Raw genomic sequence first — 16,569 nt, 5'->3', positions numbered from 1 at the left:
AATTGTTTTTTAGCAATAATAATGTTTGAAAAGGCGAGTTCTGTTATATTTTTTTTAATTCTCGGCTTTAATAGCTAAATTTGCAAACAAAAAATAAAAAGACTTCTATAATATTATGAATACTTATCAAGATTACATTAAAGAAATCGAGGAAAGAAAAGGCCAAGGTCTTCATCCAAAGCCAATCGATGGTGCAGAATTAGCAAGCGAAATCATTTCACAGATTAAGGATGTTAACAATCCGTATAGAGAAGATTCTCTTAAATTTTTTATTTATAATACTTTGCCGGGTACTACAAGTGCCGCAGGTGAAAAAGCTGAGTTTTTAAAAGAGATTATTCTTGGAGAAGCTGTAGTAAGTGAAATTACTCCTGCTTTTGCGTTTGAATTATTATCTCACATGAAAGGTGGTCCTTCTATCAAGGTGCTGCTTGATTTAGCTTTGGGTAATGATGTTGCCATTGCAAAAGATGCAGCAAAAGTTCTTAAAACACAGGTTTTCCTTTACGAAGCAGATACAGATCGTTTAGTAGAGGCATTCAAAAATAATAATGAGGTTGCGAAAGAAATTCTGGAAAGTTATGCACAAGCAGAATTCTTTACAAAACTTCCGGAAGTAGCTGACGAAATTAAAGTAGTTACTTTTATCGCCGGTGAAGGAGATATCTCAACAGATTTACTTTCTCCGGGTAATCAGGCGCATTCGCGTTCAGATCGTGAACTTCACGGACAGTGTATGATTACACCACAAGCACAGCAGGAAATTAAAGCTTTACAGGCACAACATCCTGATAAAAGCATAATGTTAATTGCTGAAAAAGGAACAATGGGAGTTGGTTCTTCAAGAATGTCAGGTGTGAATAACGTAGCACTTTGGACAGGAAAACAATCAAGTCCATACATTCCATTCGTAAATATTGCTCCAATTGTTGGAGGTACAAATGGTATCTCTCCAATTTTCTTAACTACAGTTGATGTTACCGGTGGTATTGGTCTTGACCTTAAAAACTGGGTTAAAAAGGTAGATGCAGCAGGTAATGTTGTGCGTAATGAAAATGACGAACCAATTTTAGAGCAAACTTATTCTGTAGCTACAGGAACTGTTTTAACAATTAATATTAAAGAGAGAAAACTTTACAATGGAGATCAGGAACTGATTGATATTTCTAAAGCATTTACTCCTCAAAAAATGGAATTTATCAAAGCAGGTGGTTCATATGCTATCGTATTTGGTAAAAAACTTCAAACATTCGCAGCAAAAACTTTAGGGGTTACAGCTCCGGTTGTATTTGCTCCTTCAAAAGAAATTTCTCATGACGGACAAGGTCTTACAGCAGTAGAAAAAATCTTTAACAGAAATGCTGTAGGTTCGACACCTGGAAAAGTATTACACGCTGGTTCTGATGTTCGTGTTGAAGTAAATATCGTAGGTTCTCAGGATACGACTGGTCTTATGACAGCTCAGGAGTTAGAATCTATGGCGGCAACTGTAATTTCACCAATCGTTGATGGTGCTTATCAGTCAGGATGTCACACTGCTTCAGTTTGGGATAAAAAAGCGCAGGCAAATATTCCTAAGTTGATGAAGTTTATGAATGATTTCGGTTTAATCACAGCTCGTGACCCGAAAGGTGTTTACCATTCAATGACAGACGTAATCCACAAAGTATTAAACGATATCACTATTGATGAGTGGGCTATTATTATTGGTGGTGACTCTCATACGAGAATGTCAAAAGGGGTTGCTTTTGGTGCGGATTCAGGAACTGTTGCTCTTGCATTAGCGACAGGAGAGGCTTCTATGCCAATCCCAGAATCTGTAAAAGTAACTTTCAAAGGAGATATGAAAGGATATATGGATTTCCGTGATGTGGTTCACGCTACACAAGCTCAGATGTTGCATCAGTTTGGCGGGGAGAACGTATTCCAGGGTAGAATTATTGAGGTTCATATCGGTACGTTAAATGCAGATCAGGCATTTACATTTACAGACTGGACTGCAGAGATGAAAGCAAAAGCTTCTATCTGTATTTCTGAGGATGATACTTTGATCGAATCATTGGAGATTGCTAAAGGCAGAATCCAGATTATGATCGACAAAGGAATGGATAATGACAAACACGTTCTTCAGGGATTGATCAATAAAGCGAATAAGAGAATTGAAGAAGTGAGAACTTCTGAGAAACCAGCTTTAACACCAGATTCAAATGCTAAATATTATGCTGAAGTTATAGTTGATTTAGATCAGATTGCTGAACCAATGATTGCCGATCCGGACGTAAACAATGCTGATGTTTCTAAACGATACACTCACGATACGATCAGACCGTTATCTTTTTATGGAGGAGAGAAAAAAGTTGATCTTGGATTTGTCGGATCTTGTATGGTTCACAAAGGCGATATGAAAATCCTTGCTCAAATGTTGAAAAACGTAGAAGCACAAAAAGGAAAAGTTGAATTTAAAGCGCCTTTGGTTGTTGCTCCGCCTACCTACAATATCGTAGACGAATTGAAAGCAGAAGGTGACTGGGAAGTTTTACAAAAATACTCTGGTTTTGAGTTTAACGATAGCGCTCCAAAAGGTGCAGCACGTACAGAATACGAAAACATGTTGTACTTAGAGCGTCCGGGATGTAACCTTTGTATGGGGAATCAGGAAAAAGCAGCAAAAGGAGATACCGTAATGGCAACTTCTACACGTCTTTTCCAGGGAAGAGTTGTAGAGGATACTGAAGGTAAAAAAGGAGAGTCTTTACTTTCTTCTACACCGGTTGTGGTATTGTCTACAATCTTGGGTAGAACTCCAACACTAGAGGAATATACCACTGCAGTTGAAGGAATCAATTTAACTAAGTTTGCACCTTCAAACAAACAGTTAGTGATGTAATCTACGATTAGTTATAATCATTATATATAGAGAGCCCGAGTAATAAACTCGGGCTTTTTCTTTAATAACTCCTCTATTTTTTGTAACTTGGGATGTTCAAAAAAAAACACAAAAACAATTATACTTATGGCTTTTGATATTGAAATGATTAAAAAAGTGTATGAGAACATGCCTGGTCGTGTTGATAAAGCACGAGAGCTTGTTGGTCGTCCACTTACGTTAACAGAGAAAATTTTATACAATCACCTTTGGGACGGAGTACCGTCTCAGGTGTTTAAAAGAGGAGTAGATTATGTTGATTTTGCCCCGGATCGTGTAGCCTGTCAGGATGCAACAGCACAGATGGCATTGTTGCAGTTTATGCATGCCGGAAAATCTAAAGTAGCGGTACCTACAACAGTACATTGCGATCACCTGATTCAGGCAAAAGTAGATGCTGCAACCGATTTGGCAAGAGCAAAAACACAAAGTAACGAGGTTTTTGACTTTCTTTCATCGGTTTCTAATAAATACGGAATTGGCTTCTGGAAACCGGGAGCAGGAATTATTCATCAGGTTGTACTTGAAAATTACGCTTTCCCCGGCGGAATGATGATCGGTACCGATTCTCACACCGTAAATGCAGGTGGTTTAGGAATGGTTGCGATTGGTGTTGGTGGAGCTGATGCTGTAGATGTGATGTCAGGTATGGCTTGGGAGTTGAAGTTTCCAAAGCTAATAGGAGTAAAGCTAACCGGTAAGTTATCAGGTTGGACAGCTCCTAAGGATGTTATTCTTAAAGTAGCCGGTATACTTACGGTAAAAGGTGGTACAGGAGCTATTGTTGAGTATTTTGGCGAAGGAGCAACTTCTATGTCTTGTACCGGAAAAGGGACTATTTGTAACATGGGTGCCGAAATTGGAGCTACCACTTCAACTTTTGGATATGATGCTTCTATGGGGCGTTACCTGCGCTCTACAAACAGAGCCGATGTTGCCGATGCTGCCGATAAAGTGGCCTCTTATCTAACAGGAGACCCGGAAGTATATGCTAACCCGGAACAATATTTTGATCAGGTGATCGAAATTAATCTGTCTGAGCTGGAACCACATTTAAATGGTCCGTTTACGCCAGATTTAGCGACCCCAATTTCTAAAATGAAAGAGGAAGCCATCAAAAACAATTGGCCTTTACAAATTCAGGTTGGGTTAATTGGTTCTTGTACCAATTCCTCTTACGAAGATATTTCCAGAGCAGCTTCTTTAGCAAGACAGGTTGCGGATAAAAACTTAAAAACAAAATCTCAATTTACAATTACGCCGGGTTCCGAAGTAGTTCGTTATACCATCGAGCGTGATGGATTTATTGATACCTTTCATAAAATTGGAGCGACTGTTTTTGCTAATGCCTGCGGACCTTGTATTGGTATGTGGGACAGAGACGGAGCGGAAAAAGAAGAAAGAAACACTATCGTTCATTCTTTCAATCGTAACTTCTCTAAACGTGCCGACGGTAACCCAAATACTTTAGCATTCGTAGGTTCTCCGGAATTAGTAACGGCTATGGCTATTGCAGGAGATTTAAGTTTTAATCCGTTAACAGATACTTTAATCAATGAAGATGGAGAAGAAGTAATGTTAGAGGAACCTACAGGAGACGAATTGCCTCCAAAAGGATTTGATGTTAAAGATCCGGGATTCCAGTCTCCGGCTGAAGACGGTTCAGGAGTTCAGGTAGTGGTAAGCCCAACATCTGAGCGTTTGCAATTATTAGCGCCTTTTGATGCCTGGGACGGTAAAAATATTACGGGTGCTAAATTGTTGATCAAAGCATTCGGAAAATGTACCACCGACCACATTTCTATGGCAGGACCATGGCTGCGTTTCCGTGGACATCTGGATAATATTTCGAACAATATGCTGATTGGCGCCGTAAATGCCTTCAATCAAAAAACAAATTCGGTTAAAAACCAATTAACAGGGCAATACGATGCTGTTCCTGCTGTAGCACGTGCCTACAAAGCTGCCGGAGTTCCATCTATTGTTGTGGGAGATCATAACTACGGAGAAGGTTCTTCGCGTGAGCATGCCGCTATGGAACCTCGCTTTTTAGGTGTTAAAGCGGTGTTGGTAAAATCTTTTGCCCGTATCCACGAAACCAACCTTAAAAAACAAGGTCTTTTAGGATTGACTTTTGCTAATGAAGCCGATTATGATAAAATCAAGGAGGATGATACTATTAATTTTACTGATTTAACCCAGTTTGCTCCCGGAAAACCATTAACATTAGAGTTTGTTCATGCTGATGGCACCAAAGACATTATTCTGGCGAACCATACGTACAACCAAGGTCAGATTGGCTGGTTTGCTGCAGGTTCAGCTTTAAATTTAATTGCTGCAGGAAAAGCCTAATCATTAAGGTTTATTCCTATTAAAAATGCTCTGTTTTTACAGAGCATTTTTTTATATAGATTTTTGGAATTTAAGGTGATAAGTAAATAGGTTTATTATTCAATAGGTTTAGCGGAACTCACTTCTTGCGATAAAGTCTTAATTTTATTCGGTTTTGTGGTTTCAAACTCATTGATGTCAACGCTGTATACTTTAGGCGATGGTACTTGTGAATAACTATTGTCGATACGTCCTCCAATAATGTATAATTTATTGTCGTAGTAATACATTGCAGCACGTTTTGACTCCAACTCAATTTCAAATTCCTTTAACTGTTTTGTTTTTAATTCATAAGTGTATATTTTTCGATCCTCAAAAAAGTAAATTATATTGTTGTTATAGGCAATAGCCGGCCTTTCTAAGGGACTGAATAATTCACCGGGAAATCCCCATTTTTCTGTTGTCAAATCAAAAGTTTCGATTTGCGACAAAGGTTTTCCATTGTATCCGCCAATGAAATAAATTTTGTTGTCAATCAATATTCCAGTAGTTTCTTTAGCGGTTAGCATACTGGGAAGTTCGTACCAGTACCCTGATGTAATATTGTACAAATGCATTTTATCAGTAAAATCTTTTTTATCGTTTTCATCCCTCTTTACCGATCCTCCGGCTACAATGATATTGTCGTTATAACTAAAGGAAGCAAAATCAGCTGCCTGATGCGGATTTGTCTTATCTGTTTTAATACTTTTTTTGTCAAGATCTACAACTTCAATTTTATCCTGCAAGTATTCCCAACTGCTGATCTTGTTGACCAATATTTTTTTTCCGCCCAAAACATAAATCAGATTGTTGTAGAAATGAATGTTATGATAAGCTCTGGGCAGCAGTTTTATATCCTGAACTTCCCAGGTGTCATTCTTTATGTCATAAACAGAAAGGTGTTTTTTATAATGGCGTTTTCCTGTATTTTGAGCTTCATCCAGAAAATCCTGAAAGTTTGGGTCGGCTTTTTTGGCTCGTACTTTTGCCAGCTGATCTATTTCGGAATAAGCATCTCCGCCGCTAACATAAATTTTGTCGTCTTTTAAAAATGACCCAAACGAAAAAATAGGATATTTTAAAGGTGCTAAGCTGTTGAATGAAATCTTAGTTTTTAATTTTGAATTGGTGGCGATCGTTACTCCGGATAAATTTTCGACGTTTTCTTCGAGTACAACGGTAAAGTTTTGCTTTGTTAAGTAGCTCAGCGATATTCTTATTGTTTTGTACCCCAAATGGGAGAACTCTATAGTCTCTTCATTTTTAAATTCAGGAAGAAGTTTTAAAGAAAATTTACCGTTTTCATCCGTTATGGCCCTTGTCTTACTTGATAGCGCCAATATATTGGTGTCTTCAAGCGGAAGGCTGCCTTTTTGAGAAACGACTACGCCTTTTATATTTTGGGCGATGACTAATAAGGGGCAAAAAATAAAAAGTAAAAGTAATTTTTTCACGCTGTTCAGATTAAGATTGTTTTTTGGTTGGTATAAAGTAAATTAGTTTCGAATACTGAAAAGTTATTTAATTGGCTTTGGCCAGATTCATTTCTCTCTTTAAAGTTTTGGTTCGGGTAGGTTTAGTATTTTTGAAATCTTTAATGTCAATTGTAAAAATATTGGAGGAAGGAGCTTTCTCGTATTTACTTTCGGTGCGTCCTCCTAAAATATACAGTTTATTATCGGCAAAATACATAGTAGAATACTTCAGGGCTAACTCTGTTTCGTATTCTCTAAGTTGTTTGGTTTTTAGATCGTAAGCATACATTATGCGATCTTCATAAATGTAAATCATGTTGTCGTGATAGGCTATGGCTGGTTTTTCCAGTCCAAAAAATAAATCGCCTTCTGTTTGCCATGCCTGGGTATTTAAGTCAAAGGTTTCTATTTTTGATACGGGTTTTCCGTCATCTCCACCAATAAGATAAATGGTATTGTCTATTATAATTCCAGATGTTTCTTTTGCTGTTGGCATAGGATCAAGTTCATACCAATATCCTGAAGTAATGTTGTACAAATGTACCTTGTTGGTGAAATCTTTTGTACCGTTTTCGGTCATTTTTACAGAACCTCCCATTACAATAATATTATCCTTGTAGGTAAAGGATGCAAAATCAGCTGCTTGGTGCGGATTCGTATAGTCAACTTTAATCGTTCGATTGTTTAAGTCCAGAACTTCGTTTTCATTTTGAAGGTATTCCCAATTGCTTTTTTGATTGACCTTAACGGATTTGCCTCCTAAAACATAAATCGAATTGTCGTAATAATGAATGTTATGGTGGGCTCTTTTCTTTAATTTTGATTCTAATTCAGGGTATTCCCAGGTATTGGTTTTGATGTCATAAATAGAAAAATCCCTTCTAAAATAAGAGAGAACAGAGTTTTGTTGGGACGCTTCCAGATAAGTTGTTAAAGTAAAATCGGCTCTTTTGGATCGTATTAATTCCAGTCGGTCCATCTCATAAGAAGCATCGCCCCCAATCATGTAAATTTTATCGTCCTTCAAAAAAGATCCAAAAGAATAAACACTATGTTTCATTGAAGTTAATTTGCTGTAAGGAAGTTTTAAATTCAATTTGGGATTGGCTTTAATAGTTACACCCGATAAATTTTGAACTTCATCTTCGAGAAAAATTTTAAAGTTTTGCTTTCTCAGGTAACTTAGAGAGAATTGTGCGGTAACATAACCTATATGTGAGAATTCTACTATTTCGTCATCTTTAAATTTTGAAAGAAGTTTTAAAGAGAATTTACCCTCTTCATCTGTTATGGTTCCCACTTTGCTTGATAGGGCAAATACATTAGTATTTTCAAGCGGAAGTTTGGTTTCCTGAGAAACTATAGAGCCATTTATATTCTGAGCTGTTGAAAATAAAGGAAATATAAAGAAAAGTAAAAGTAGTTTTTTCACGCGATTATCTGCTAAAATTGGTTTTTTATGGTCAGAAAGAATCCCTTTTATAAAGAGTATTCTTTCAAACGGGTGAATCAATTTTTATGCCGAGTTTGTTAATTTCAATAAAATAAATTGTTAAAAAAGATGCTTTTTTTACTTTAAAAAGTTAAATTCGCTTTTCGGGTAAAACAATTACTTTTTTTGAGCCTATAATTCAGAAAAGTAATGGCATTCAGAGCGTATAATAATAGATGTAAATGTAACAGATAATGGTTTTCAGGTTAATAGCAATTTTGTTTTTTTTCAGTGTTGGTGCTTTCTCACAAGAAAAGTTTATTAAGCATAAAATCTCACAAGGAGAAAATCTTACTGTAATTGCTAAAAAGTACGGAGTAAAACCAAAAGATATTGCAACAGCAAATCCTAATGCACCCAAAGTTCTAAAGTTAAATTCGGTTCTGTTAATTCCAAATCGCAATAAAACAGTTGCTAAAACAGCAGCCAAAAAGCCTGAAGAAATTATAGCTAATGCTACTCCGGAAACTACTCCAGGCTCCCATGAAGTTGCTGCCAAAGAAACGCTTTGGGGAATTTCCAAAAAATACAATGTTTCAGTTGATGACTTAAAGAAAGCCAATCCGCTTCTGGAAAGTGAAGGTTTAAAAATCGGACAGCAAATTAATATTCCGTCTAATACAGCTACAACAGCTACAACAGCTGTAGCAGTTGTACCTGTAATCGAAAATGTTCAGGAACCTGCAATGGTTGAGGTAACCAGAGAAGTTTTGTCAAAAGAAACGAAATATGCGATAGCAAAGGAGTTTGGGATAACCGTTAAAGAATTGGAAAAACAAAATCCTGCAATTAAAAAGAGGTTAAAAGTGGGGTATCTGCTTAAGATTAATGTTTCTCCGGAAAAAGCAGCAGCCTTACAAGAAGTAAAACCTATCGAAACCACGACATCGACACCATCTATACAAATTGCTGAGGAAACTGTTGTGAAAAAAGATTCCACATTTGTTAGAGGGATAAACAATAATTCGGAACTTATTGAGCAATTGATTGTAAACGCAACGGAAAATATCGGGACGCGTTACCGGTCCGGTGGAACCACAAAAGCTGGTTTTGACTGCTCAGGATTAATGATTTGTACCTTTAATAATTTTGACATAAAACTGCCTAGAAGTTCGATCGAACAATCCAGAATTGGAGTTAGAGTTGACACTGATGCCGCACAAAAAGGAGATTTAATTTTCTTTAAAACTAACGGAAGACGCCGTATCAATCATGTTGGAATGGTTGTCGAAGTGACCGAAGGAGAGATTAAGTTTGTGCATTCTTCTACACACGGCGGGGTAATGATTTCGTCCACAAAAGAACCTTATTACCAAAGAAGTTTTTCTCAGGTAAACCGTGTTCTTCAATAGTTTTTAATAGTTAAGCAGTATTGTTTTAAATTCATCTATTGGAAACGGCTTGTTTAAAAAAGCACTTACATACTTATTTGCTGTAATTGCAGCAATTTCGTCAGGATCTAAAGTCGATGAAAGTATGTAAATTTGGATTCCTTTTTTTATTCCTTTTTTTAATTTATGAAATTCCTCTAAGAATTCAAAACCATTCATAATTGGCATTTGAATATCCAGTAAAATGATAAGCGGGTGGTCATTGTTTTTAGTAACAAGCCACTGAATTCCTTCTCTGCCATTATTCGCAATGATGATCTGATCGATATCAAGGACTTTTGTCAGTAGTTGTTTGATGACAAGCTGATCAATCAAATTGTCTTCGATAACCAGGAATATGGGCTTAATTTCCATGATAATTTGGAATTGCTACAATAAATTTACTTCCGATAGTGTTTTCAGAGAAAACAGAAATACTTCCTTTGATGTTTTCTACAGCTTCCTTTACAATGTAAAGACCCAATCCCGAACCTTTGTTTTTGTTCGTACCAAAATACATTTCAAAAATATTGTTTTTAAATTCATCTTTAATTCCAATACCGTTATCTGTTATTTCAATTTTGTTGTAACCCTCTTCCGTATAAGTTTTAATCGAAATAAACATTTCCTCCTTATTAATGTCGGCATATTTTATAGCATTCGAGAGCAAATTCGAGATAATGATTCTCAAACGCAAGTCGTCGCTTTGAATGGTATCGATTAATAGTTCTTTTGTGAATTTTATTTTATTGGCATTTTCAATATGCATCAACTGCGAAATGGATTCGTCTAATAATTCCTTTAAACTGACAGGTTCTATAATAACTTGTTTTCGTTTGTTTTTGGAATAATCTATAATATCAACGATGAACTGATCTTGTCTGACAAGGCTTTTGTGCATGAGTGTTAAATAGTCTCTTACTTGTTCAATATCATCCTCTAGTTGAGTAATTTCGATCAATCCTTTTAGAGATGTTATAGGTGACCTTAAATCGTGTGATGCGCTATAGACAAATCGGTCCAGTTCATGATTTACATGGATTAGATTTTCGTTTTTTTCTTCAATTTCTTTTTTGGAGATGACCAAACGTTTGACCATAATCGAATAATAGGTGCACACGCTTATTACGATGATCAGAATAAAAATAATATTGGTGATGATCAGAAGACTTTTGATTTTTCGTGTTCCTTCTCCCAGAGTATTCAGGAAGTTACGTTCGTTAATAGTGAGTTTATCGCTGATCGTACTAATTTCATTAAGAAATTTTTGCTGACTGGCCGGAGTTAATAGATTTTGTTTGATCTGCGCATCGACTTGCTGACCCAACTTAGATAATTTAGCGATTAATTCGTCACCCTGACCCCATTCGTGAATCGCTTTTGCCAAAAAAGATACATCTTTGAAGTTTACAAACAGCCAGACAATGTCATCCAGGTCATCTTTATGATTTCGTCCTGTTAGAAACCCTCTTCGGGCAATTTCGTTGTCTCCATATTTCAAAAGCGATCTTCTGGCAATACCATCACCCTGAGGGACTTTTAACTCCTGAGAAAAGAGCTTCCATTGGTTTGTGTCTTTAGTGAAAAGGTACATAATGAGATATCGTGCAGCATCCTTTTGTCCTTTTGAATAATGGGACTCCCCATGAACATAAGCCCTGTTTGCGGAGAGTATTTTTATGGTAAAAAAGTTGATACAGATAAGTAAAGCGCAGGAAATAAATACAATTATCAATAGAATGAAAACATTCGGGAAGCGTATATTTTTAAAAAACGGACTCTTAGACATAGTTTTCAGATTTGGAGGTTAATACTGCTTTTTCTGTTAAGAGCGCTTATTGTTGAAGGAGTCCTTTAAAAAAAATCAGGTTACTGAGAGTGTTGTCTTTTGACGGTTTTAAAATAAACAATTGTTAATAAAAGATTGATTTTTCAAAATTGTTTTATGCATGCATAAATTTAGTAAAAAAAGAACAGAATTTTAGAATTAGTGTTTTTTTCTTACGGGATAATTAATTTTTGTTCCAATTTTGTTGTAAATAAATAAAATGTATTCTGTGAAGGCTCTTATTTTAAATTAGTAAGACTAAGAAAAGGAAAACAATTTTAAAATTTAATACATAAGAACAAACTGAAAAGGGTTAAACAGAAAAGTTTTTGTTTAACAATTCTCTGATGAATTAAAAAGAAGTTCTTCTCGCTTAGTGAATAGGATTACTCCGTCTAAGGACTATAAATAAGAATCTAAAATCAACACTCTAAAATCTTAAATTTCAGAAAAAAGTATATCTTTAACCAACCGAAAAACTAAAATTATGCAAGAAAACGACCAGGAACATTTTAAAAGAGAACTTGGATTATTAGACGGAACCATGCTTGTGGTAGGTTCTATGATTGGATCAGGAATATTTATTGTGAGTGCCGATATCGCCAGACAAGTAGGTTCGGCAGGATGGTTAACTTTAATTTGGCTGCTCTCCGGACTGATTACGGTTATAGCCGCAGTAAGTTATGGTGAACTTAGCGCGATGTTTCCAAAAGCAGGAGGACAGTACGTGTATTTAAAGGAAGCTTACAATAAACTAATTGCCTTTTTGTACGGATGGAGCTTTTTTGCTGTAATTCAGACCGGAACAATTGCTGCGGTAGGAGTTGCTTTTTCAAAATTTGCAGCTTATTTGTACGAACCATTGAGCGATGAAAATATACTTTATGAATTAGGTTTCTTTAAACTCAACGCCGCTCAGTTGGTTTCGATTTTTACAATTATTGTATTAACGTTCATTAATAGTAGAGGGGTGAAAAACGGAAAAATTCTGCAAACCGTTTTAACCATCATCAAAATTTTGTCATTGTTGGGATTAATTGTTTTTGGTCTAACCTTAGGTGCTAAAGCTTCAATCTGGGATGCCAATTGGACTGATGGCTGGGTGACACGTAGCTATAATGCCGAAAGCAGTTCATGGCTGCCTATTAGTGGAACCACTTTGATTACCGGAATTTCTGCCGCAATGGTGGGGTCCTTATTTTCCAGTGATGCCTGGAATGGAGTTACCTTTATTGCAGGAGAAATAAAAAATCCAAAACGAAATGTAGGTCTAAGTTTGTTTTTAGGAACTTTTATAGTAACGATTATTTATGTGCTAACCAATTTGATGTATTTGGCGGTAGTTCCGTTTGAGGAGATTGCTACAGCTAAATCAGACCGAGTAGCGGTAGTGGCTTCACATTACATTTTTGGCAATATGGGTACATTGATTATAGCAATAATGATTATGATTTCGACTTTTGCCTGCAACAACGGATTAATTATGGCAGGTGCGAGAGTGTATTACACGATGGCGAAAGACGGTGTTTTCTTTAAAAAAGCAGCTGTTTTAAACGAGTCGAGTGTTCCTGGATGGGCTTTGTGGGCACAGTGTTTCTGGGCTTCGGCTTTGTGTTTGACAGGAAAGTATGGAGATCTGCTGGATTTTGTAATTATCATTGTATTGATTTTCTATATTTTAACGATTTACGGTATTTTTATTTTGAGAAAAAAAATGCCAAATATTGAAAGGCCCTACAAAGCTTTTGGATATCCGTTTTTGCCTATGTTGTATATTGTAATCGCAAGCGCAATCTGTATTTCGCTATTAATTACCAAATTCTCAACTTGTGGATGGGGAGTTTTAATTATGTTGACCGGAATACCAGTGTACTACCTGAATAAACCGAAAGAAGAATAATATAAGGTTGTAAAGGTTCAGAGAGGCAAAGGTTCAAAGGTTAAGTTTGTTTACAAGTTTTATGTACCAAATGGGTGCCTGCAATTTTTTAACTTTGATGTTTACTTCAAAATATAAATGCCTTGTCTTTGACAAGGCATTTTTTTAGCCATAAAATTTAGTGTCTCCGGAAATTTGCCAGATCTGCATGCAAAAAAAAGAGATTTTTTTATGTGGTCAGTCTGGCTGAGTGAAGTCGAAGCTCCTTTTTTATATGAAATTTTTCTTAAAAGAGACTACAGATAGGTGTGTTCTGAAATTGTTCCAGGGGAGCAAAATATTTATAAAGCATGTGATTTCGCAAGATCAAAAGCTCCAACGGAGCGCAACAGAAATCTTTGAGAGAGTTCTTTTTTGGTGCTCTGTCCTGAGTAATAAAAAAAACACTACTTATGCGCAAAAGCAAAAAGTAGTGTTTTAAATGTAAATAATCCTGGAAGCGGGCTTGTGTAAATTAAGCGATTTCGGCTTCAACAGTTGATTCTATCGTTGAATTAATAATAGATAAAGTAAGAGGATCTGTTTCTCCTGAGAAAAAAGCATCCAAAATTTCCTGAAATACAGGATTTGTATTTTCTACCAAAGAGAAAAGCGTCATAGACGAACGTAATTTACGGGCGTCTAAATCTCCTAAAATTCCATCGGCTGATTTTCTTTTAAAAGTTAAAAACAGTTCAGAAATTTCGATAAGATGTTTTCCTAAAATAGGGTGTTCTAAGAACTCGGTTGCTTCTTTTAGATCGTTAATGGCGTAATAATTTGCTGTATCGCTCTTACCCAATCCTTTTATCTGAGGGAAAATGAACCACATCCAGTGTGTCTCCTTTTTCCCTTTTTTGATTTCGGAAAGAGCAGTAAGATAAAGTTTGTTTTGTGCATCTAAAAAACGCATTAAATCATTGTTTGAATAAGCCATTGTGGTAATGTATATGTAAAAAAAGGTTGCAAAAGTAGTAAAAAAGATAGGGTTTTCCTAGTAAAAGGTTCATACACTGAGGATTTTAACTTTTTGAGGAGGAATTTTCTACACTATTTTAGAATAGAAATAACGCCTTTTCAGTTATTATATTTCAGTACAAGTTTTAGAAAATCAGCTTTTTCTGTTCGTTCTTCTAAAGGTTAAGTTGATTCTTGGTAAAACATCTCGTGCCGTTTTTGGAACCTGATGTTGCCAAAAACTATTGGTCGTTCCTGACATTAACAGAAAGGAACCATGATGAAGCGGAATCTCCACCTGTGGGATTTCTTTCCGGAATTTATGACGCAATCGGAACATTCGGGTTTCTCCAAAAGTGACCGAAGCAATAATGGGGTCTGGGCCGGAGTTATGTTCTTTGTCACTGTGCCAGGAAACACCATCATTGCCATTTCGATATAAATTAAGCAGGAGGCTATTAAATTCAAGCTGGGTTTCTCTTTCGACACGGCCTCTGATCGTTAATAATTCATAAGTCCAGTCAGGACCATTTGGATCTGCTCCAACATTATCTTTATCTTCGTACCATGAAATCATTCGGGGTGCTGTAACAATTTTATCATACATTTCCATTTCATATTCTCTCCATTTCGTTTGATGAAGTATTTTTTCATAAAAACGATCGGATTCTTCTTTGGTAAAAAAGTTGTCGATCAAAATAAGTTCTGCATCAGGCAAATCAAATATTTTTTTTCCTTTCAAACCTGTGGCAAATAATTCGGTATCGCTAAATAGTGTCATAAGTCAATACGTTAAGTTTATAGCTCTATTTTTAAAATTAGATTCGTTTTATATTCTTGATGTCAGCAAATTTTTGTTGAAAAAAACTTTTCGGGGATTCTTCTCTGCATAGGCAAAAATCAACTGTTCAATGTATTGATTGCTTTTATAAGGCGTTGCATAATTTTTTACTTCTGAAGGATCCGTAATCGCAACATCTAACGGAATATATCCCATACCATAAAAATGACCGTTTTCTATCCAAATGCAACTGCGTTCGTGCGCTGTTCTTCCTTTTTCTATAATGGCAAAAGTGGGCCTGTTACTTTGTAAAAAATCAATAGCATTGTCGACTTGCTCATTGTGGAGGAAGGTATCCGGCAAATCTGTGATATCATTATTTTGAAATAGCTCTCCTTCTTCAGCTTTTGAATATTTGCAAAATCTATAATCAATTTCAAATCGTTCTGCTAAACCCCGCAGTATATTTGTTGCTTCGTGTAAACTACTGAAGTGCTCAATACACGACTGAAATTTATTGAGTTTCCCGATAGCCAGATACTTATATCCATTACGGGCTTCATATTGATACAATCCAAATTTTGGTTCAAATCGCTTTAAAGCTCTATTGTAAGTAGGCCAAAGATGTTTGATTTCAGTACATTCCAACAGAAGTGCCATCAACTCGTTGCCACAAACTTCATAGGAAATGGAATAAATATCCCGTAAGAAATGTTGTCTTTGCGGATTGATATTGTGGCCGCTGAAATGAGAAGCAACACGTTTTTTTATATTAACCGCTTTTCCCACGTAGATTACTTTTTTTACCTCATTATAAAAATAATATACCCCTGGTTTTTCCGGTAAATTATTAAAATCTTCTGGAGGAAGGTTAGGAGGTAAGCGCTGATCCTGTGCCGTGTTTTTGATCATTTGTTCGATATGACCTTCATCGTCCCATTCGAGTAATCGCGAAAACAATATAGCAGTAGCTTCTGCGTCGCCTCCGGCGCGATGCCTGTTTTCTAAAGGGATGTCGAGCGAATTGCAAAGTTTTCCTAAACTATAGGAGGCGAAACCCGGTCTGATTTTTCTGGCTGCGCGAACGGTACATAACTTTCTGGCTGTCCATTTGAATCCGGATGCCTCAAGCTGGTGGCGAACAAACGAATAATCGAAATTGACATTATGAGCAACAAAGATCCGGTCGTTTAGCAATTCCATTACTTTTTCGGCAATATCATCAAAAATAGGAGCATTGGCTACCATTTCATTATTAATACCCGTTAAGGCAAAAATGGGAAGCGGTATTTCCTTCTGCGGATTTACGAGCGTCTCAAAGCGTTCCATTACTTTTTTGCCGTCGTGAATGACAATGGCAATTTCTGTAATGCAGCTGCCACTGGCGTTACCACCTGTGGTTTCAATATCGACTATGGCATATTCCTGCTTTTTCATCTTATTTGTATA

The 16,569-nt window shown here is 36.3% G+C and carries 11 protein-coding genes; 4 read left to right on the top strand and 7 right to left on the bottom strand.

Features of this window, described 5'->3' with window-relative positions; all coding sequences use genetic code 11:
• Positions 1-115: 115 nt before the first annotated feature.
• Both B0A80_RS08975 and B0A80_RS08970 read left to right on the top strand, forming a co-directional pair.
• Entirely contained in the window at positions 116-2,887 is a 2,772-nt protein-coding gene (locus B0A80_RS08975; protein WP_089077072.1) for a bifunctional aconitate hydratase 2/2-methylisocitrate dehydratase, read from the top strand.
• Between the two features lie 126 nt (positions 2,888-3,013).
• Positions 3,014-5,278, top strand: coding sequence for an aconitate hydratase (locus B0A80_RS08970; RefSeq protein WP_089077121.1), 2,265 nt, complete (start codon positions 3,014-3,016; stop codon positions 5,276-5,278).
• A 95-nt stretch (positions 5,279-5,373) separates the two neighbouring features.
• On the opposite strand, the gene B0A80_RS08965 is transcribed toward B0A80_RS08970, so the two are convergent.
• Positions 5,374-6,753: a carboxypeptidase-like regulatory domain-containing protein gene (locus B0A80_RS08965; protein WP_089077071.1), complete on the bottom strand. Its 1,380-nt coding sequence runs from the start codon at positions 6,751-6,753 to the stop codon at positions 5,374-5,376.
• Positions 6,754-6,820: 67 nt separating this feature from the next.
• Complete coding sequence (locus B0A80_RS08960; RefSeq protein WP_089077120.1) at positions 6,821-8,206, bottom strand: Kelch repeat-containing protein; 1,386 nt, start codon at positions 8,204-8,206, stop codon at positions 6,821-6,823.
• 254 nt (positions 8,207-8,460) lie between these two features.
• Here B0A80_RS08960 and B0A80_RS08955 point away from each other — a divergent pair, with 254 nt between their 5' ends.
• The gene (locus tag B0A80_RS08955; RefSeq protein ID WP_070905485.1) at positions 8,461-9,618 is read left to right on the top strand and encodes a C40 family peptidase; all 1,158 of its coding nucleotides are present in this window, start codon (positions 8,461-8,463) and stop codon (positions 9,616-9,618) included.
• A gap of 3 nt (positions 9,619-9,621) precedes the next feature.
• On the opposite strand, the gene B0A80_RS08950 is transcribed toward B0A80_RS08955, so the two are convergent.
• Entirely contained in the window at positions 9,622-10,011 is a 390-nt protein-coding gene (locus tag B0A80_RS08950) for a response regulator (RefSeq protein ID WP_017496742.1), read from the bottom strand.
• Positions 10,001-11,425, bottom strand: coding sequence for a sensor histidine kinase (locus B0A80_RS08945; RefSeq protein WP_035746558.1), 1,425 nt, complete (start codon positions 11,423-11,425; stop codon positions 10,001-10,003). Before B0A80_RS08945 ends, B0A80_RS08950 begins: the two co-directional genes overlap by 11 nt.
• Before the next feature lie 526 nt (positions 11,426-11,951).
• Between B0A80_RS08945 and B0A80_RS08940 the strand changes: the two genes are divergently transcribed.
• The gene (locus tag B0A80_RS08940; protein WP_089077070.1) at positions 11,952-13,364 is read left to right on the top strand and encodes an APC family permease; all 1,413 of its coding nucleotides are present in this window, start codon (positions 11,952-11,954) and stop codon (positions 13,362-13,364) included.
• Between the two features lie 493 nt (positions 13,365-13,857).
• On the opposite strand, the gene B0A80_RS08930 is transcribed toward B0A80_RS08940, so the two are convergent.
• From B0A80_RS08930 to B0A80_RS08920, 3 genes are all read right to left on the bottom strand, one after another.
• Complete coding sequence (locus B0A80_RS08930; RefSeq protein ID WP_089077068.1) at positions 13,858-14,319, bottom strand: DUF1810 domain-containing protein; 462 nt, start codon at positions 14,317-14,319, stop codon at positions 13,858-13,860.
• Positions 14,320-14,493: 174 nt separating this feature from the next.
• A complete protein-coding gene (locus tag B0A80_RS08925; RefSeq protein WP_017496748.1) occupies positions 14,494-15,120 on the bottom strand; it encodes an alpha-ketoglutarate-dependent dioxygenase AlkB family protein in 627 nt (208 codons plus the stop codon).
• Positions 15,121-15,168: 48 nt separating this feature from the next.
• Positions 15,169-16,557, bottom strand: a complete 1,389-nt coding sequence (locus B0A80_RS08920; protein WP_089077067.1) for an exonuclease domain-containing protein — start codon at positions 16,555-16,557, stop codon at positions 15,169-15,171.
• Positions 16,558-16,569 lie beyond the last annotated feature (12 nt).

Origin of the sequence: Flavobacterium tructae (assembly GCF_002217475.1) — a bacterium.
In the GTDB taxonomy this organism is placed as follows: Bacteria; Bacteroidota; Bacteroidia; order Flavobacteriales; family Flavobacteriaceae; genus Flavobacterium; species Flavobacterium tructae.
This window is presented reverse-complemented; position numbering and strand designations above follow the sequence as displayed.

What these genes read in the sequence shown, in the direction of transcription:
- B0A80_RS08975 (WP_089077072.1), top strand. Translation starts at nt 116, where the DNA reads ATGAATACTTATCAAGATTACATTAAAGAAATCGAGGAAAGAAAAGGC.
- B0A80_RS08970 (WP_089077121.1), top strand. Translation starts at nt 3,014, where the DNA reads ATGGCTTTTGATATTGAAATGATTAAAAAAGTGTATGAGAACATGCCT.
- B0A80_RS08955 (WP_070905485.1), top strand. Translation starts at nt 8,461, where the DNA reads ATGGTTTTCAGGTTAATAGCAATTTTGTTTTTTTTCAGTGTTGGTGCT.
- B0A80_RS08950 (WP_017496742.1), bottom strand. Translation starts at nt 10,011, where the DNA reads ATGGAAATTAAGCCCATATTCCTGGTTATCGAAGACAATTTGATTGAT.
- B0A80_RS08945 (WP_035746558.1), bottom strand. Translation starts at nt 11,425, where the DNA reads ATGTCTAAGAGTCCGTTTTTTAAAAATATACGCTTCCCGAATGTTTTC.
- B0A80_RS08940 (WP_089077070.1), top strand. Translation starts at nt 11,952, where the DNA reads ATGCAAGAAAACGACCAGGAACATTTTAAAAGAGAACTTGGATTATTA.
- B0A80_RS08930 (WP_089077068.1), bottom strand. Translation starts at nt 14,319, where the DNA reads ATGGCTTATTCAAACAATGATTTAATGCGTTTTTTAGATGCACAAAAC.
- B0A80_RS08925 (WP_017496748.1), bottom strand. Translation starts at nt 15,120, where the DNA reads ATGACACTATTTAGCGATACCGAATTATTTGCCACAGGTTTGAAAGGA.
- B0A80_RS08920 (WP_089077067.1), bottom strand. Translation starts at nt 16,557, where the DNA reads ATGAAAAAGCAGGAATATGCCATAGTCGATATTGAAACCACAGGTGGT.